This is a genomic window from Xanthobacter pollutisoli, from assembly GCF_040044995.1.
GTDB lineage: Bacteria > Pseudomonadota > Alphaproteobacteria > Rhizobiales > Xanthobacteraceae > Xanthobacter.
In genome coordinates, this window is the sequence record NZ_JBDZDP010000006.1 from 1 (window position 1) to 18,231 (window position 18,231).

The following is an 18,231-nucleotide window of genomic DNA, read 5'->3' on the forward strand; positions in this document are numbered from 1 at the left end:
CGTATCCACGCCCTTCATCCCCAGCCCGCCCGTCGCAACAAAACGACGGACCATGAGCCAAGAGGGGGGTCAAAATTACACGCCGATCCCCCTCACAACGGGGTCAATCTTCCATGCCGAAACACACTTTACAGTTCATTTTCCTGGGCTGTTCCGGACATGCTGAACATGGGCGTGGCGATGTGCGATCGCCACGCCGCGGACCCCGACAAGGTCGCGCTGATCCATGTCGCGCAGGACGGCAGCGTCCATCCGTACACCTATGTCCATTTGCGCGATGCATCGAACCGCCTTGCCAACGTGCTGCTGGCGCGTGGGCTGACGACGGGCGATCGCGTCGCGGTGTTGCTTGAACAGTCGCCGGAAGCCGCAATCGCCCATCTCGCAGCTCTGCGCGCGGGCCTCGTTTCCATTCCCCTGTCGACACTGTTCGGGGTGGACGCTTTGAAATACCGGCTGGCGGATAGCGGCGCTGCCGCGGTCGTCACCAACATCGCCAACGCCGAGAAGCTGGAAAGTCTCGTGGCGGAGCTGCCGGAGCTGAAGGTGGTTCTCTCGGTGGGCGGCGCCACCGGTTGCAGCGCCGGTTTCGAGACCGAGCTTGCCCGCGCCGCGTCCGCCTTCACGCCCGTGCAAACGCGGGCCGATCAGCCCGCCATGATGATGTACACGTCGGGCACCACCGGCAATCCCAAGGGATGCCTCCACGCCCACCGCTTCCTGCTGGGCCACGTTCCCGGCGTTGCGATGCCGCACGAATTCTTCCCGCAACCGGGCGACCGGATCTGGACACCCGCCGACTGGGCCTGGATCGGCGGCCTGCTCAACGTCCTGTTCGTCTCGCTGCTGAGCGGGGTCCCGGTGGTGACGCATCGCCCGCGCAAGTTCGATCCACAGCACGCGCTTGATTTGATGACGACTCACGGCGTGCGGAATCTGTTCATGCCGCCGGCGGCGCTGCGCCAGCTGTGCGAGGCAAAGGTGCCGGCGCGCCTGGCACTGCGCACCATCGGCAGCGGCGGCGACCCGCTCGCACCCGCAACCGCTGCCTGGTGCCAGGAGGCGTTGGGCGCGCCAGTGAACGAGTTCTACGGCCAGACCGAATGCAATCTCGTGCTCTCGAACTGTGCGGGACTCTCGTCCCTGCGGGTCGGCTCCCTCGGGCGGCCGGTGCCGGGCCACGCGGTGGCGCTGATAGATGAGGACGGACAGGAGGTTCCCGCCGGCACGCTTGGCACCATTGCGGTACGCCGACCAGATCCGGTGATGTTCGTCGGATACTGGAACAATCCCGCGGCAACCGAGGCCAAGTTCCATGGCGACTGGCTGGTGACGGGGGACCTCGCCATCCGTGATGACGAAGGCTTCTTCTATTTCCGCGGCCGCTCGGACGATCTGATCAAGAGCTCGGGCTACCGGATCGGCCCGGGGGAAGTGGAAGAGGCGGTGGAGAAGCACCCCGCTGTTGCGCAAGCGGCGGTTATCGGCGTGCCGGATGCAGATCGCGGCCAGATCGTGAAGGCCTTCGTTGTGCTGAAGAACGGTGCACAAGGCGGTCCGGAGTTGATCAGCGACATCCAGACATTCGTGCGCACCCGTCTCGCCGCGCACGAATACCCCCGAGAGATCGCTTTCCTTCCGGAACTGCCGCGCACGGCGTCCGGAAAGCTCCAGCGCAGTGCCCTCCGGCAGCTCTGAAGCGGGCTACTTCATAACGACAAAACTATCAGAAGACTCCAGAGGCACACATGGCCGTCCTTATCTGCATCTCCAGCCTGGCGTTCCTGATTTTCATGGCGTATCGGGGCTTCAGCGTCATCTTGTTCGCCCCCATCGCGGCTCTCCTCGCCGTCGCATTGACGGATCCGTCATTGGTGCCAGTCACGTACGGCGGCGTGTTCATGGATCGCATGGCGGGGTTCCTGAAGCTTTACTTTCCCATCTTCCTGCTGGGCGCCGTGTTCGGGAAGGTCATCGAGATTTCCGGCTTTTCCCGCGCCATCGTCTCGGCCGTCATCGGCCTCGCCGGTCGCGAGCGGGCGATCTTCTCGCTGGCGGTCGTCTGCGCCATCCTGGTCTATGGCGGCGTGACTGTCTTCGTCGTGGTGTTCGCCGTCTATCCATTCGCGGCGGAAACGTTCCGGCAGTCGGCGATCCCGAAGCGCCTGATCCCCGCGACCATAACCCTCGGCGCCTTCTGCTTTGCCACGGATGCCCTGCCGGGCAGCCCGCAGATCCAGAATCTCATCCCCACGACCTTCTTCGGCACCACGGCCTGGGCGGCGCCTGTTCTCGGCGTGCTCGGCGCCGCTCTCATCCTGGGCGGTGGCCTGACCTATCTGGAATGGCGACGTCGGCGGGCGATGGCCAACGGCGAGGGCTACGGCACCGGCCACCTCAACGAACCCGAGCTCGTGGAAACTGAGCGCCTCCCCAGCGCCTGGGTGGCGGCAATCCCGCTCCTTGCAGTGGTGGCGCTCAACGTCATCTTTACCGAGGTCATCCCCGCCATCTATGGCCCGAAGATCACGGCAACCCTGCCGGGCCTGAAGGCGCCCATAGAAATCGCTGTCTCTTCGGTCACCGGGGTGTGGGCGGCGCAGTTCGCGCTGGCGGTGGGCATCCTGCTCGCCTGTGCTCTGGCGTTCCCGGCGATCAAGCGCAAGTTCGCCGATGCGACCAAGGTGGCGGTCGGTGGATCGCTCCTCGCCTCGGTCAATACCGCCTCCGAATATGGCTTCGGCGCGGTGATCGCCACGCTGCCCGGCTTCATGGTGATCGCCGCCTCCACCAGTGCGATCACGTCTCCCCTGTTGCAGGAGGCGCTTTCCATCATCACCCTGTCCGGCATCACCGGCTCCGCATCCGGTGGACTGAGCATCGCGCTTGGGGCGTTTTCAACGCAGTTCATGGAGGCGGCCCGGCTGGCGGATATCCCACCCGCGGTGCTGCACCGGATCGCGTCGATGGCGAGCGGCGGCATGGATACGCTGCCGCACAACGGCACCATCATTACGCTGCTGGCGGTGACCGGACTCACCCACCGGCAGGCCTACGGAGACATCTTCGCCATCACGCTCATCAAGACGGCGGCGGTGTTCATCGTCATCGCCTTTTATGCCCTGACCGGTATCTATTAATCCTTCGCTGCCCTCGGGCCACCGGCCGCATCGGGCGGCCATGCGAACGCCGCTTACGCTGGGAAGCGGCGATTTATCTCGGGTTAGGCGAAGCGGCGGAACTGCCGGTCGCGCCCTTGTCCCTTCTTCCGGCTTCATGTCCTCGCCTTCCTTTTGGAGACCGGCTGGCGAATGGCGACGGCGATGCCGGGCGACACATCGAAAACATACGAACAACCTTTATGCAGGGCGGTTTCTGCGGCAGCGGTTTAGTCCAAATGAGCTCGGCGGATGTAGCTCGATTGCCGGTGCAACTGGCTGCAATTTGTTGGCGGAGGAGGACCACCCTTTTTCATTGGTCGACCCCTTGTTTGAAGAGGCTGAGGGTTCAGGTTCGCTCCACGCTCGAGCGGCGCGCCCACGTTGCGAACAAAACCAGAATCTGCGAGTCTGGTTGCCTACCTTGAGCCATGGGATTGGGATCAGTGGGGGCGGCGGCGGCGTATCTGGATGGGCTCAATGCCGAGCAGAGGCGCGCGGTCGAGCATGGCGTGACCGCGGGTGCCGGGCGGCCCGCATCGCCCCTTCTGATCATTGCCGGCGCCGGTTCGGGCAAGACCAACACCCTTGCTCATCGTGTCGCCCATCTGATCGTGGCGGGCGCCGACCCAGGACGCATCCTGCTCATGACATTCTCGCGGCGGGCCGCCTCCGAGATGACGAGGCGCGTGGAGCGCATCTGCAACAAGGTGCTGGCTGAACGGGGTGGAGTTCTGGCGAATGGCCTGACCTGGGCGGGCACGTTTCACGGCATCGGCGCCCGGTTGCTGCGCGATTATGCCGAGCAGATGGGGATAGATCCCGCCTTCACGATCCACGATCGGGAGGATGCGGCCGACCTCATGAACATCGTTCGCCACGAGCTTGGCTTTTCGAAAACGAAATCCCGTTTTCCCGCCAAGGGCACCTGCCTTGCCATCTATTCCCGCGTGGTGAATTCCACCCGGCCCTTGCCTGACGTTCTCGCCCGGGCCTTTCCGTGGTGCGTCGGCTGGCATGACGAGCTGAAGCAGCTCTTCGGCGCCTATGTGGAGGCCAAGCAGGCGCAGAACGTGCTCGATTACGATGATCTTCTGCTCTATTGGGCGCAGCTCGTCACCGAGCCGGCGATCGCACGGGACATAAGCGCGCGCTTCGACCATGTGATGGTGGACGAGTATCAGGACACGAACAGCCTGCAGGCCTCCGTCCTGCTCGGCCTCAAGCCGGATGGCTACGGGCTGACGGTGGTCGGCGACGACGCCCAGTCCATCTATGCCTTCCGCGCGGCGACGGTGCGCAACATCCTCGACTTTCCGGACCACTTCCGCCCGCGCGCAGAGGTGGTCACGCTGGAGCGGAACTATCGCTCCACCCAGCCGATCCTCGAGGCTGCGAACGCCGTCATCGGCCTTGCCAGCGAGCGCTTCACCAAGAACCTCTGGACGGACCGCGCGTCCGCCGAGAAGCCGGAACTGGTGAGCGTGCGCGACGAGATGGAGCAGGCCCGTTTCATCGCCGACCGCGTCCTGGAAAACCGGGAAGTGGGCACGGCCCTGAAGCAGCAGGCGGTGCTGTTCCGCACCTCCAGCCATGCCGGGCCGCTGGAGGTGGAGCTCACCCGCCGTAACATTCCGTTCGTGAAGTTCGGCGGACTGAAGTTCCTCGATGCGGCCCATGTGAAGGATCTGCTGGCAGTCCTGCGCTTTGCGCAGAACGGCCGCGACCGCATCGCGGGTTTCCGCCTCCTGCAACTGCTGCCCGGCATCGGCCCAACCTCCGCGCAGAAGATCCTCGATCGGGTCGCCGACCAGCCGGACCCCATCGCTGCTCTCTCGGACGTGCAGGCGCCCGCGAAGGTCGGGGAGGCGTGGAGCCAGCTGGTTGCGATGCTGCAGGGGATTTCCCATGCGACCTGGCCCGCGCAGGTCGAGCTGGCGCGGCTCTGGTACGAGCCGCATCTCGAGCGCATCCATGAGGATGCCAGCATGCGCGCTGCCGATCTGACGCAACTGGAGCAGATCGCGGCGGGATATGGCTCACGCGAGAGGTTCCTGACCGAGCTGACGCTCGATCCGCCGGATGCCACCAGCGATCAGGCGGGTGTGCCGACGCTGGATGAGGACTACCTCATCCTCTCCACCATCCATTCGGCCAAGGGGCAGGAGTGGAAGTCCGTCTTCGTCCTGAATGTTGTCGACGGCTGCATTCCAAGCGATCTCGGTGCAGGCCAGACCGAGGAGCTGGAGGAAGAGCGGCGCCTGCTTTACGTCGCCATGACGCGGGCGAAGGACGCCCTGCACCTCGTCACGCCGCAGCGCTTCTTCGTCCACGGCCAGCCTGTCAGGGGAGACCGGCACGTCTACGCGGCGCGCACGCGTTTCATTCCGAAGTCTGTTCTCCCGCATTTCGAGCATGTGTCCTGGCCGAAGGCTGCTTCCGAGGACGCCAGGACCGGCACGGTCGGAAACGTCAGGATCGACGTGGGCGCCCGTCTGCGAGGCATGTGGCAGTAGCGGCGGAAGATCCTGCATTCCTGCACAGGTCATCGGATATTGTCGCATCCGGCGAACCGGGGACGTATCCCACTGGTGTGCCCAAGCCACTCCCTTAGGGAGTGGGTGCAATGCGACCTGTGGTGGCCGTGCTGACGCCCATGACTTTGGCGATGTGCCGCCCGCTTTCACCTTCGCCGCGACGCTTGGCTACATAGGCGCGCTGGATAGGGTGAACACTTTTTTCTTTGAAGCGTGATGAGTTCACGTAAGCTTTAAATTCATGACGGGTTGCTTTTTTCGGCGGGGGGCGATGCCGTTGAGAGCGCTTCAGGCCGCGGAAACGTGATTGACGAGAGTTCCGATCCCGTCGATTTCGCACTCGATAACGTCGCCTGGAAAGCAGTATCGCTTCGCCGGGACGAGGCCGGGCTGGGCCTTCCAACGCCCGCCCAGTTCGCCATCAGTGGACCAGGCCGTGCCCGCCGGCGTGCCCGTGATGATAACCATCCCCGGCCTCAGTTCGAAGTTGATGGAGAAGAAGTGCACGAGTTCGGCGCACGTCCATATCATGTCGGCGGTTGAGGCCGACTGGCGCAGCTCACCGTTGATCCGGGTGCGCAGGGCGAGCGCTTGTGGATCGCCGATCTCGTCGGCCGTTACGACCACCGGCCCCAGCGGCGCGCTGGTGTCGAACGCCTTCCCGCGGCCGAGTTCGTACCAAGTAAAGCCGGTCGGGCTGGTGCGCACCTGACGGTCTCGGGCGGTCACGTCGTTTACGATGGTGTAGCCGAACACGTGCTCGAGCGCGCGTTCCACCGGAATGTGCCGCCCTGATTTGCCGATGACGACCGCCAGCTCGGTCTCGCAGTCGAGCTTGCGGGTCAGAATCGGATCAAAAAGGATTGCCGCATTGGGCCCAATGACGCAATCCGAGGTCTTCACGAAGAACTCCGGCTCTGTTCCGCTGATCGGCGTGCCCGCCTTTTCGCTGTTGTGGTCATGATAGTTGCTTCCCGCGCAGAGGATGGTCGACGGCAGCAGGGGGGCAAGAATGCTGACGTCGGACAGGGGCAATCGCGCCTCAGGGGGCGCGGTTTCCGCAAGCTCGCGCACAGCGTCCAGGGCTGCACGGCCAGATCGGATGAGAGCGGCGAGATCCGAACGGGCCGCCTGGGGCAGCGCATGGCTCGCCCCCAGACTCCAAAGATCGACGACCTCGCGCGCAGTCAGAATACCGAGCCTGCGCGTTCCGTCCCGCTCAAAACAGACGAATTTCATGGAGGGCCTCCGTCGAGATCGGGACGGAAGCATGAGACCAATTCGGATATATATCAAGACCAAATACGATCAAAACGACAATGGTTCTATTTTGGTTCAATTTGGGGGAACATCATACGCCGCACATTCACCAGGTGCGCCACCATGGCAGACCGCGCTGCCATCGGGTCCCTGCGGCGGACGCTGGCCACGATCTCCTCGTGTTCGCTCGTGTGCAGGCGGCGCAGTTCGCCGGTCAGGGTGCGCTTCTTGAGCATACCCCACTCGGCCTCGGCGCGAACACCGGTGATGATGTCGGCGGCCGCGATGTACAAAGGGTTGCGGGATGCCGCGGCAATGGCCCGATGAAGGTCCTCGTCGCAGGTCTCGAACTCCTGCAACGTAGTCGCGGTCCGGGAGCGATCGAGCGCGGCTTGCATCAGATCGATATCTGCACTCGACGCGCGATGAACGGCGCTCTCGATGATGGAAGGTTCGACGGCGAGCCGGAACTCCATCAGGTCGAGCGGGCTCGCGGTGCGCGAGATTGTGGCGAAGAACTTTCCTACGGCGGGGGCGGACTCCGCATTGGTCAGCGTGCCCGCCACGAATGTCCCTCGGCCCACCGAGCGCTCGATTCGCCCCTCCTGCTCAAGGGCGATCAACACCTTGCGAACGCTGTTGCGGCCGATCCCGAAGCGCTCCGCCAGATCGCGCTCGTTGGGAAGCTTGTCGCCAGGATTCAGAACATTGCTCGCGATGCCTTCCTCGATGAACCGCCGGATTTCCCGGGCGGCTTCGCGGGATCGGTCTCGAATGTTTTCTGGCGGACTGCTGAGCATGAAGGGGAACCAAATGGGACAAATCGGGTCTACGGTCTCGATCTTATAGCACGGCGCCAAAATCGGCACAAACTAAGTGTTTGCCCGTAATCGGAGCAGGGCGCGCTTGAAATTCCTGCAAAAGGGCGGAGGCGTCCGACTTGACGTGAGGAACAAATCGCACTTCTATGGTCCCATAAAGGATCATAAATGGCTCTCTTTTGAGGCCACGTTCACCCAGAGGACGACATGACGAAGAAGACCTATCGCGTTGGCAAGCTCAGCGATGCCATCGAGGCCCGGAAGATTCCCCTGTCCGCGGTAGTCAGCGGCGGCGGCCTCGTCTTCGTTTCGGGCCTTCCTCCGGTCAACTGGGAAACCGGGGAACTCGTGCGCGGGGACATCCTGGTCCAAACCCGTCAATCCCTTGAAAACGTCAAGGCTGCTCTGGAGGCTGCCGGATCCTCCATGGACAAGGTTCTGAAGACGACTATTTTCGCCGTGAACAGCGCGTACTTCAATGATATCAACCAGATATACGCGGAATACTTCCCCAGCGAGCCGCCGGCGCGCACTTTCTGCACCGTGGCCTCGTGGCCGTGGGAGTTCGACATCGAAATCGAAGCCGTGGCGCTCGCCTGAACCGGAGGGCGCCATGCTTGACCGCGATCTCCCAAGCCAAGGCGGCCTGTCGGTACTCGAATTCCGGCAGGTTTCGAAAACCTATGACGCAGGCCACGGCCGTGTGACGGCCCTCAAGGACCTCTCGATTTCCGTACGGCCGGGCGAGTTCCTGACCGTGGTTGGGCCGAGCGGATGCGGCAAGTCAACCCTGCTCAACCTCCTCGTCGGGCTCGAGCAGCCGAGCGGGGGGGACATCCTGCTCAACGGCTCCCGCAGCATCGACCGCCGCCGAATCGGCTACGTCATGCAGAACGACAATCTCTATCCGTGGCGCACGCTGCGGGAAAACGTGGAGTTTCCACTAGAGCTGCGGAATGTGCCTGAGGCGGAGCGCCGCCGCATCAGCCTAGACTATCTCGCCAAGGTTCACCTGCGGGACTTCGCGGATCGTTATCCCCATGAGCTTTCGGGCGGAATGCGACAGCGCGGCAACATCGTGCGCGCGCTCTCCTTCTCGCCCGACCTCATCATTATGGACGAGCCCTTCGGCCCGCTCGATGCACAGACCCGGCTGCTGTTGCAGAACCAGCTGCTTGAGCTGTGGGCCGACGAAGGCAAGACGGTCATCTTCATCACCCACGACCTGCCGGAGGCGATCGCACTCGGCGACCGCGTGATGGTGCTCACTGCCCGGCCCGGCCGCGTGAAGTCCGTACACGACGTGCCGATTCCCAGGCCCCGGAACGTGCGCCACCTCCACGAGGACTCGGTCTACCGCGATCTTCTTTCAAGGTTGGGCGACGAACTCGCCGAGGAAATTTCCGCCGGAGGCGTTTCCCAATGAGCGTAGTTACGATGGAACCTAAAGCCGCTCCGGTCCCCCGCCGCCTGTCGCGCGCGTCCAAGATACGCCTCGCCCGCCTTGTGCTCGTCGTGGCACTGCTGGCCTTGTGGGAGCTCGGCTCCGGCCGCCTCTTCGCCACCTTCTGGGTATCCAAGCCGAGCCTGATCGCCGTCTATCTGTGGGATTGGATCGTCTCAGGCGATTTCTTCCACCACCTCGCCTTCACCATGGGCGCTATGCTGTCGGGATTCGCGGCCGGCACGGTGCTTGGTCTGGCTGCCGGCATGTGGCTCTCCCGTGCGCCCTTCGCGGCGGAGGTGCTCGACCCGTTCCTTGTCGCGATGAATGGCATTCCGCGCGTCGCCCTCGCGCCGCTCTTCGTGGTGTGGTTCGGCATCGACATGCTGCCGAAGATCGTGCTCGTCTTCACGCTCGTGTTTTTCGTCATCTTCTACAATACGTACGCTGGCATCCGCAGCGTCGATCGCCGCTTCACGGACCTGGCGTGGGTCATGGGGGCGAGCGAGACAGAGCTGTTCCTGAAGGTGATCCTGCCGGCGGCGACGCCCTACATCTTCCTCGGCATCAAGTTATCGATCCCCTATGCGCTGATCGGTGCCATCATCGGGGAATTCGTCGCCTCTTCGGCGGGTCTCGGTTGGAAGATCCAAATGGAGACCTCGCTTTACAACACCACGGGCACCATGGCCGGCCTGATCGTCATGATGACGATCGTCGTCGCTATGAACGCGGCGCTGAACGCCCTGGAAGCCCGCCTTCTCTCCTGGCGGCCCGAGGCGCGAGAGGTGCGTGCCCAAGGGCCTCAGGCGTAAGACCGTTTGCTTCCCCGCCCCGCCGTTGCCGGAGACTTCGATGCTCAATCGCCGCCGCCTTGTCCTCACGCTTGCCGGAACCGCCGCCGCGCCACTGCTTGCCTTCCCTGCCCGCGCCCAAGCGACGAAGACGCTACGGGTGACGCATGCGGTCACATCGCTCGCCTATATCCAGAGTTACGTGGCCGAGCAGAAGGGCTTCTTCGCGGAGCAGGGCCTCGGCGCCAAGCTCATCGACACCGGCGGTGGCGGCCCCGACGTGCAACTGGTGCTAGCGGGCAATGCAGAATTCACGGTGAACGACGGAGCGCAGGTTCTGCCGGCCTTGCAGCAGGGGCAGAAACTGGTCTGCGTGGCCTCTTTGCTTAATCGCTGCATCGTCAATGCGACCATCTCCAAGAAAGCAGCAGAGCAAGTCGGGTTCCACCAAGAATTGCCGTTCGAGCCGCGCATCAAGCTCTTGAAGGGCCTTCGGATCGGTGTCACCCGGGCGGGCGCCCTCACTTGGCAACTCGCCCGGTTTAACCTTGCCGCGGCCGGCCTCAATCCCGATACCGATGCCAAGGTCGTCGCCATCGGCGGGCCGCCAGCCTTGGCAGCCGCACTCGACAACGGCGCCATCGACGTGATGTACATTTCCATGCCCATGGGCGAGAAGCTGGTGCGCGAAGGCAAGGGTTTCACGCTGGTGGACAATGCCAAAGGCGAAGATCCCCGGCTGCCTTATTTCCTCATGGAGGGTCTCTGGGCGACGCTGGATTTCATCCGGTCCAACGCCCAACTCGTCCGCGCGACCCGCGCCGCCTATCTGAAGGCATCGCATTTCATTGCTCAGTCGAGTCCCCAGGAAGTTGCCGCCGTGGTCAAGCCGGTGCTCGGCAGCCTCGGGGACGATGTTCTGGTGGACGCCATCGGCAGGCTCAAGCCCGCTGTATCCACAACCGGGGCGGTCACAAAGGCTGAACTCGACGCGACACAGGCCGTGCTTGAGATGAACGGCTTTCTGAAGCGGAGCTTCACCCTGAATGAAGTGTTCGACGCTTCGGCGTCGAACTGAGGGCGGCAGGGTCAGGCGTGAGCCGCCCCGGGCTTCCTAGACGCCCTCGCTTAGCTTGCCGGCCTAGCCGCCGAGCGCAGGCAGCAGCCGGGGCAGGACCGAGGCGGCGTGGAGCAGCGCTGCCGTGAGAACCACGCTGCCCGTGAACATCGCCAGCCGGCGGCTTGGGACGGCGACGACATCGTCGCGGTCGTCGTCGTAGCGGGATCGTTGGTGGCCACGATAAAGCAGCACCCCGGACGTCCCGCTGAGCAGGAACGCCGCGACAAGCTGGGCGGTGGAGGCATGGGCAACGCCGCCGCGCACCGACAGCAGGGCAACCAGTATCATCACGAAGCCCGTCCGCGACCAGGCCAGCCCCGTGCGCTCTCGTTGCAGGCCCGGGTCTTTCATCCGACGAACCCCGTCAGATCAGCAGGATGAGGCAGGCCAGCCCCACGGCGAGGGTGGCGGTGAAGGCCGCCAGAAGCGGGATGAGCGCGCTGATGGGCAGGTCCGCGTCGTGGCGCATGGCCTGCTCGGCCCGTGCCCAACGCGGGTACGCCATGCCGCCCAGGAGGCCTCCGGCCACGAAAAGAACGAGCGCGAGTGCAAGCCGCAGTGGGAGTGGCCCAAGGTGCGAGGCGAACTGGTCGATCCCGACCGCACCGGCGATCAGCGCCAACGCCGTGCGGATCCAGGCCAGAAATGTTCTCTCGTTGGCGAGCGAGAAGCGATAGTCCGGCCGCGCGCCGTGCTGCCACCACTTGAGGCGCGATGGATCTGGCGCGTCGGTGCGCAAATCGGCGGAACGGTACGGCATTTTTTGCTCTCTGGCACCGTGTTCGGTCGAAGTGTCTGCAATACAGATGCAGGGCGATCGGGTAATTCGATGTCTCCGATGATTGAGAAGTATTACTCCAGGTCGGCGACGCGAAATCCGATGTTGCCGCTGCTGCTGCCCGGCGTATTGGAGGTGCGGGCCGCGACCCGGTAGCGGTTGCAATAGGAGCTGTGGCAGAGATACGAGCCGCCGCGCATGGACCGGCCCGCGCCCGGCCCGTCATGGAACGGGTCGTGACCGGCGGTGACCCGGTGATAGTCGGGGGTGAAGGCATCCCGCACCCATTCCCAGACATTGCCCGCCACGTTGAACAGGCCGTAGCCGTTCGGCTCGAAGGCGTGGACCGGGGCGGTGCCGACATAGCCGTCCTCCGCCGTGTTGAGATCCGGGAAGGTGCCTTGCCAGATGTTGCAGCGATGCCGGCCACCGGGCGCAAGGTCATCGCCCCACGGATAGAGCTTGCCGTCCAGTCCGCCCCGCGCGGCATATTCCCATTCCGCTTCGGTCATAAGACGCGTGCGCGACCAGGTGCAGAAGGCCATCGCATCGTTCCAGGAGACATGCACCACCGGGTGATCCAGCCGATCCAGAACCGTGGTGCCGGGGCCTTCCGGCTGAGCCCAGTAGGCGAACGGCACCGGCAGCCACCAGGGCGCTTCCACCGGCACCCGATCGATGCGGGCGGCCGTCTGCGGCGGCACCAAGGCGTGGAACACATAGGACCAGTTGAAGCGCTCCGCCTCCGTGACGTAGCCCGTGGCGCGGACGAAATCGGCGAACTGGGCGTTGGTCACCGCATAGGCCGAAACCTTGAACCCGCTCACAGTGACCTGCCGCGCCGGTCCCTCGCCGTCGCCGGCGAAGCCCTCGGTGCCGGATGTCCCCATCAGGAAGCGGCCGCCCGGCAGAGCGATCCAGCGAAACGCGGCGCCGGAGCTGCGCGGCGATGCCGGAGGAGGCGAGGGGATCGGCTGCGCCGCCTCTTCGGTGCGGCTCGCGCAGCAGCACGGGCGCGGCGACGTGCCGGCCTCGCCTGCCGCCCGCGCCTCCGGCGCCCGTGTCACTCCTCTTCCTCCCAGAAGGCGGCCCCGCCCTGGGCCTTCATCAGCTCGAGGATCTTCTCGCGCGGGATCACGCCGCAGCGCTCGGCCCAGGCCTGGTAGAGCGCGATCATGTCCTTCACGCGCTCGGGGTGGTCCGCGGCCAGATCGTGAAGCTCCGTGCGGTCGGCCTCCATGTCGTAGAGCTCCCAGGGGCCGGGATATTTGCGCACCAGCTTCCACGGGCCGACGCGGATCGCGGCATTGCCCTCGTGCTCCCAGAACATGGGCACCGTGCGCTCGCCGTCCTGCGGGAACGAGGGCGCGAGGCTCACGCCTTCGCACGGCAGGATGGTGTTGCCCTCATGGGTCTGCGGATAGGCGGCGCCGGTCACGTCGAGAATGGTCGCCATGATGTCCGGCAGCTGGCCCGGAACGTGCCGCAGCTCGCCGCCGGCCGTTATACGCGCCGGCCAGTGGAGAATGAGGGGCGTGGCGATGCCGCCTTCGTGGATCCAGTGCTTGTAGAGCCGGAACGGCGTGTTGGAGAGGTTCGCCCAGGCGACGCCGTAGCTTTGATACGTATCCTCGGCGCCCGGCATGATCTCGGGAATGTTGCCGAAGCGGACGGGTTGGCCATCGCGGGTCTCGGCCCGGGCGATCATCAGGTCCTCGACAAGCGCCTGGGGCGAGACGTCTTCGGGAATGTCCTCGGCGCAGGCGCCGTTGTCGGACAGGAAGATGACGAGGGTGTTGTCCATCTGCCCCGTGTCTTCCAGCGCCTTCAGCACGCGGCCGATGCCCTGGTCCATGCGATCGATCTGGGCCGCATAGACCTCCATGCAGCGGGCGAGCCATTCCCGCTCTTCCGCCTGCGTCCACGGCGGCTGGGTGGGATCGCGGTCGGTCAGCTTCCAGTTCGGATGGATCAGCCCGGCCTTGATCATGCGGGCCAGGCGTTCTTCGCGCAGCGCGTCCCAGCCGGCATCGAAGCGCCCCTTGTACTTGGCGATGTCTTCCGGGTGGGCGTGGAGCGGCCAGTGCGGGGCGGTATAGGCCACGTACTGGAAGAAGGGCTCGCCGGGATTGTCCTTCGCCTGACGATGGATGAACGCTGCGGCCTCGTCGCTGATGGCGTCGGTGTAGAAGAAGTTGGGATCTTCCACGGCCTCGTGCTCGGCGTTCGCATTGCCGCGGGTCAGCGTATTGGGCCAGTAGAAGCTGCCGGCACCGATGATGGTGCCATAGAATTCGTCAAAGCCGCGCTGCAGCGGCCACGTGTCCGTGGGCTCGGTGAGGTTCGAGGCCACGTGCCACTTGCCGGTCAGGCGGGTGCGGTATCCGGCCTTGCGCAGTACCTCGGCGATGGTCACGCAGTTCTTGTTCAGATTGCCCGCATAGCCTTCCGGCCCGGTGCTGTAGGTGAGGATGCCGATGCCGGTCTGGTGCGGATGGAGGCCGGTGAGCAGAGAGGCGCGGGACGGGCTGCAGCGCGCGGTGTTGTAGAACTGAGAATAGCGCAGGCCGCTGGCCGCCAGCCGGTCGAGATTGGGCGTCTCGATCTCGCCGCCGTAGCAGCCGATGTCGGAGAAGCCCATGTCGTCGTTCAGGATGAGGACGATGTTGGGGCGCTTGGTGGCTGGCGTGTCGGACATGCATGGCTCCAGGGGCGCGGCGCGACTTCCGTCACGCCCGTCGCGTGAGATTGATGGTGAAGCGGAAATAGGTGGGCAGGTAGACCGAGCGCAGCAGCTCCAACGGTCGCCCGTCGGTGGAGATGGTCAGGCGCTCCATCGCGAGCAGCGGGTCGCCGGGCGCGATCCCGAGCAGGCCGGCGGTCGCCTCGTCGGCGAGGGTCGCAGAGATGCTCTGGCTCGCCTCCTTGATGTTGAGCCCCAGCTCCTCCTCGAACACCCGGTACATGAGGATGGAGACGAGGTCCTGCTTCTCCAGCTCGAGGCCGATATCGGGCGGGTAGAAGGCGTGCTCGATGGCGATGGGGGTCGAGTCCGCGAGCCGCACGCGCTTCAGCTCCCACACCGCCCGCTCATGCAGCGTTTCGCGCGCGGCGTCATCGTGGGCGTTGGTCATGCCCTGGTGGAGAATGCGCGCGCCCGGCTCGAAGCCGGCGTCCCGGATGGTCTCGGAAAAGCCCATGAGCCGGCCCAGCCAGTTCTCCGGCTCGTTCGACTTCAGGAAGGTGCCCCGGCCGCGTTCGCGGGCGAACATGCCCTCTTCCACCAGCGGCTGGATCGCATGGCGGATGGTGATCCGGCTCACGCCGAAATGCCTCACCAGCTCGGCCTCGGGCATCAGGCGGCCGTCCGCGTCGATCAGCTTGCCCTCGCGCACCTGGCTGCGGATGGCTTCACGGACCTGGATATGAAGGGGCGGCGCTCCGGCTCCGCCGGATTTGGCCGCGCGCGCCTCGCGCGCGGCCCTGCCTTTCATGGGCGCGAGCATGTCAGATCCGCCGGCGGGTGGAGGGGTCGAACAGGTGGATGTCTTCGGGGGCGAACGACACGGCCATCGTCTCGCCCTCGCGGGGCAGCGGAAAGCGATCGTAGCGGGCGCGCAGCGGCGTGCCCTCGAGGGTGAGGTCGAGAATGGCGGCGTCGCCAAGGTTCTCCACGACGTCCACGCTGACGGGGATGCCCGCCGGATCGAACCTGACCGCGCTCGGGCGGACGCCGACCACCACCGCGCGGCCAGCAGCGAGGGGGGCGGCCACCGGCACGTGACGGCCGCCGATGAGCACGCCGCCGTCGGTGGTGCGGGTGGTGATGAGGTTCATGGGCGGGCTGCCGATGAAGGCCGCCACCTCGATGCAGTTGGGCGCGGCGAACACGTCCGCCGGCCGGCCGATCTGGCAGATCTCGCCTTCGCGGAACACCGCCATGCGATCGGCCAGGGTCATCGCCTCTTCCTGATCGTGGGTGACATAGACGGCGGTGACGCCGAGCGAGCGCTGCAGCTTCTTGAGCTCGACGCGGGTGGCGAGGCGCAGCATGGCGTCGAGGTTGGAGAGCGGCTCATCCAGCAGGAACAGCCGCGCCTTGCGCACGATGGCGCGGGCCAGCGCGCAGCGCTGCTGCTGGCCGCCGGATAACTGCCCCGGCTTGCGGTCCAAAAGATGATCGATCTTCACCTTGGCGGCCGCCTCGCGCACCGCCGGAGCGATCTCGGCCTTCGGCGTCTTCGCCATCTCCAGGGGAAACGCGATGTTCTCGCCCACCGTCATGTGCGGGTAGAGCGCATAGCTCTGGAACACCATGGCGATGTCGCGGGCGCGCGCATCGGCTCCGGTCACGTCCTCCCCGTCCAGCAGGATGCGGCCGGAGGTGGGCGCGTCGAGGCCGGCGAGAATGCGCAGCGTCGTGCTCTTGCCGGACCCCGACGGCCCGAGCAAAGCGAAGAATTCGCCGGGTTGGATCTCGATGTCGATCCCTTTGAGGGCTTCGAATGCCCCGTGCTTCTTGACGATCTTCTCGAGCTGAACCCGTCCGCGCGCGGTCATCGGCGTCCTCCTCCCTTGACGGCGCCGACCGTCAGGCCTTTCACGATGTGCTTCTGGGCGATGATGCCGAGGATGATGACGGGCAGCATGGCGAGCGCCGAGACGGCCGCCAGCTTCGACCACAGCGTCTGTTCCACCGACACGAAGTTGAACATGGAGATGGTCACGGGACGCACCACGTTTCCGGACAGCACCACGGCGAACAGGAACTCGTTCCACGCATTGAGGAAGACGAACACCACCGTGACCGCCACGCCGCCGCGCACCTGGGGCAGGATGATGCGCCACAGGGTCATCAGGCGGCTCGCGCCGTCGAGGAAGGCCGCCTCCTCCATCTCGAAGGGGAGATCCTCGAAATAGGACACCAGAAGCCAGATGGCGAAGGGCAGCGAGAACGACAGATAGATCAGGATGATGCCCTGATAGGTGTCGATCCAGCCGATGTCGCGCAGGATCAGGAAGTAGGGGATGATGATGCCCACCGGCGGCAGCATCTGCGTGGCGAGGACGTAGAAGCCCGACCACTTCTTGCCCGGCACGCGCAGGCGGGCGAGCGCGTAGGCGGCGGGGATCGCGAGCACCATGGTCACGACGGTGGTGCCGATGGAGATGATGAAGCTGCTGATGAGGTTCGGCACGATGGACGTGGGGCCGAACAGCACATCCCTGAACGCCGCGAGCGTCGGCGTGAAGATCAGCTTAGGCGGATAGGCAAGCACGTCCTGCTCGCTCTTGAAGGCGTTGAGGAGGCTCCAGAAGATCGGGAAGATCCAGGCGAGCAGGAACAGGCCGGACGCGCCCAGGAGCAGCGCGAGGCGCAGCTTGTTGCCCTTCATTTCGCCCTCCGCAGTGCGAAGAGGACGCCGGTGACGACGAGGGTGAAGATCAGCAGGGCGACCGCGAGCGCCGAGCCGTAGCCCATGGACAATTCGGTGAAGGACTTGCGGTAGGCGTAGAGATTGAGGATCTCGGTGGCGGTGCCGGGTCCGCCGCCTGTGACGGTGAAGATGGCCGCGAACGCGGTGAGCGCCACCATGGTGCGCATGATGATGACCATGACGATCGCCGGCCGCAGCAACGGCAGGGTGATGCGAAGGAAGCAGAGCCAGGGGCTTGCGCGGTCGATCCGTGCCGCTTCGTAGATGTCCTCGGGAAGGGCCGCGAGGCTGGCGAGCAGAACCATGAAGGCGAACGGCGTCCACTGCCAGGTGTGGATCACCACCACGGAGAGCAGTGCGAGAGAGGGGTCTCCGAGCCAGTTGTGGCTGCCGAGACCAGCGGTCATGCTCAGATAGTCAACCACGCCGAATTCGGGGGTGAGCATGAAGGTGCGCCACACCATGCCGACCACGGCGGGGGAGAGCACCACGGGCAGGATCGCCACGATGCGGAATAGTGCCTGCCCGCGGCGCATGCCGTTGACGAGCAGCGCCAGCGCAAGCCCGAGCGCCACCTGCAGGATCACGGTGGAAAACGTATAGACGAGGCTCACTCCGAGGGCCGACCAGAACCGGGGATCGCCCAACAGCTCGCGGTAATTGTCCAGCCCGACGAAGCCGTCCATGTACGGCATCGCGAGGTCCATCCTGTGCAGGCTCGTCCAGCCCAGATGCAGGAGCGGAAAGGTGGTGGTCGCCATCAGGGCGAGGAAGGCGGGCGCGAGCAGCGCCGCCGCGAAGCGGCGCTCCCGTCCTTCCATCATCCGCGCAGGATCGGCGCGACCCCCGGCCGGAACGCCCAGGGTGGTGGCTTTCGTCAC

The 18,231-nt window shown here is 65.1% G+C and carries 17 protein-coding genes; 7 read left to right on the forward strand and 10 right to left on the reverse strand.

The genetic code is table 11. The features are described 5' to 3' along the window. Positions 1–159: 159 nt before the first annotated feature. The 3 genes from ABLE93_RS13645 to ABLE93_RS13655 all read left to right on the forward strand — a co-directional run bounded on the left by ABLE93_RS13645 (position 160) and on the right by ABLE93_RS13655 (position 5,674). Complete coding sequence (locus tag ABLE93_RS13645) at positions 160–1,698, forward strand: AMP-binding protein (RefSeq protein WP_348840377.1); 1,539 nt, start codon at positions 160–162, stop codon at positions 1,696–1,698. A gap of 50 nt (positions 1,699–1,748) precedes the next feature. Further along, positions 1,749–3,140, forward strand: coding sequence for a GntP family permease (locus tag ABLE93_RS13650; RefSeq protein WP_348840378.1), 1,392 nt, complete (start codon positions 1,749–1,751; stop codon positions 3,138–3,140). A 449-nt stretch (positions 3,141–3,589) separates the two neighbouring features. Then, entirely contained in the window at positions 3,590–5,674 is a 2,085-nt protein-coding gene (locus tag ABLE93_RS13655) for an ATP-dependent helicase (protein WP_348840380.1), read from the forward strand. Between the two features lie 309 nt (positions 5,675–5,983). Here ABLE93_RS13655 and ABLE93_RS13660 read toward each other — a convergent pair whose 3' ends face one another. Continuing rightward, on the reverse strand, positions 5,984–6,934 hold the full coding sequence (locus ABLE93_RS13660) for a fumarylacetoacetate hydrolase family protein (protein ID WP_348840381.1): 951 nt from the start codon (positions 6,932–6,934) through the stop codon (positions 5,984–5,986). An 86-nt stretch (positions 6,935–7,020) separates the two neighbouring features. Further along, positions 7,021–7,755, reverse strand: a complete 735-nt coding sequence (locus ABLE93_RS13665; RefSeq protein WP_348840383.1) for a FadR/GntR family transcriptional regulator — start codon at positions 7,753–7,755, stop codon at positions 7,021–7,023. Positions 7,756–7,983: 228 nt separating this feature from the next. On the opposite strand from ABLE93_RS13665, the gene ABLE93_RS13670 reads away from it, so the two are divergent. The 4 genes from ABLE93_RS13670 to ABLE93_RS13685 are packed head-to-tail and all read left to right on the forward strand — an operon-like array spanning position 7,984 to position 11,092. Continuing rightward, the gene (locus ABLE93_RS13670) at positions 7,984–8,376 is read left to right on the forward strand and encodes a RidA family protein (RefSeq protein ID WP_348840385.1); all 393 of its coding nucleotides are present in this window, start codon (positions 7,984–7,986) and stop codon (positions 8,374–8,376) included. 13 nt (positions 8,377–8,389) lie between these two features. Beyond that, positions 8,390–9,202 carry an ABC transporter ATP-binding protein gene (locus ABLE93_RS13675; RefSeq protein ID WP_348840386.1) on the forward strand — a complete coding sequence of 271 codons (813 nt, stop codon included), beginning with the start codon at positions 8,390–8,392 and terminating at the stop codon, positions 9,200–9,202. Continuing rightward, complete coding sequence (locus ABLE93_RS13680) at positions 9,199–10,035, forward strand: ABC transporter permease (protein ID WP_348840387.1); 837 nt, start codon at positions 9,199–9,201, stop codon at positions 10,033–10,035. The genes ABLE93_RS13675 and ABLE93_RS13680 overlap by 4 nt, the downstream gene beginning before the upstream one ends. A gap of 40 nt (positions 10,036–10,075) precedes the next feature. Then, the gene (locus ABLE93_RS13685; RefSeq protein ID WP_348840388.1) at positions 10,076–11,092 is read left to right on the forward strand and encodes an ABC transporter substrate-binding protein; all 1,017 of its coding nucleotides are present in this window, start codon (positions 10,076–10,078) and stop codon (positions 11,090–11,092) included. A 63-nt stretch (positions 11,093–11,155) separates the two neighbouring features. Here the strand turns inward: ABLE93_RS13685 and ABLE93_RS13690 are convergent, their stop codons facing one another. The 8 genes from ABLE93_RS13690 to ABLE93_RS13725 all read right to left on the reverse strand — a co-directional run bounded on the left by ABLE93_RS13690 (position 11,156) and on the right by ABLE93_RS13725 (position 18,231). Then, entirely contained in the window at positions 11,156–11,485 is a 330-nt protein-coding gene (locus ABLE93_RS13690; protein ID WP_348840389.1) for a DUF202 domain-containing protein, read from the reverse strand. 13 nt (positions 11,486–11,498) lie between these two features. Beyond that, positions 11,499–11,894 (reverse strand): YidH family protein, encoded by a 396-nt coding sequence (locus ABLE93_RS13695; RefSeq protein WP_348840390.1) that lies wholly within the window; start codon positions 11,892–11,894, stop codon positions 11,499–11,501. Positions 11,895–11,986: 92 nt separating this feature from the next. Then, positions 11,987–12,979 (reverse strand): formylglycine-generating enzyme family protein, encoded by a 993-nt coding sequence (locus ABLE93_RS13700; RefSeq protein WP_348840391.1) that lies wholly within the window; start codon positions 12,977–12,979, stop codon positions 11,987–11,989. Continuing rightward, on the reverse strand, positions 12,976–14,610 hold the full coding sequence (locus tag ABLE93_RS13705; RefSeq protein WP_348840392.1) for an arylsulfatase: 1,635 nt from the start codon (positions 14,608–14,610) through the stop codon (positions 12,976–12,978). Before ABLE93_RS13705 ends, ABLE93_RS13700 begins: the two co-directional genes overlap by 4 nt. A gap of 31 nt (positions 14,611–14,641) precedes the next feature. Beyond that, positions 14,642–15,418, reverse strand: a complete 777-nt coding sequence (locus ABLE93_RS13710; protein WP_348840393.1) for a GntR family transcriptional regulator — start codon at positions 15,416–15,418, stop codon at positions 14,642–14,644. Position 15,419: 1 nt separating this feature from the next. Next, positions 15,420–16,472, reverse strand: a complete 1,053-nt coding sequence (locus ABLE93_RS13715) for an ABC transporter ATP-binding protein (protein WP_348840394.1) — start codon at positions 16,470–16,472, stop codon at positions 15,420–15,422. Then, positions 16,469–17,308, reverse strand: a complete 840-nt coding sequence (locus ABLE93_RS13720) for a carbohydrate ABC transporter permease (protein WP_348840395.1) — start codon at positions 17,306–17,308, stop codon at positions 16,469–16,471. The genes ABLE93_RS13715 and ABLE93_RS13720 overlap by 4 nt, the downstream gene beginning before the upstream one ends. Further along, the gene (locus ABLE93_RS13725) at positions 17,305–18,231 is read right to left on the reverse strand and encodes a carbohydrate ABC transporter permease (protein WP_348840396.1); all 927 of its coding nucleotides are present in this window, start codon (positions 18,229–18,231) and stop codon (positions 17,305–17,307) included. Before ABLE93_RS13725 ends, ABLE93_RS13720 begins: the two co-directional genes overlap by 4 nt.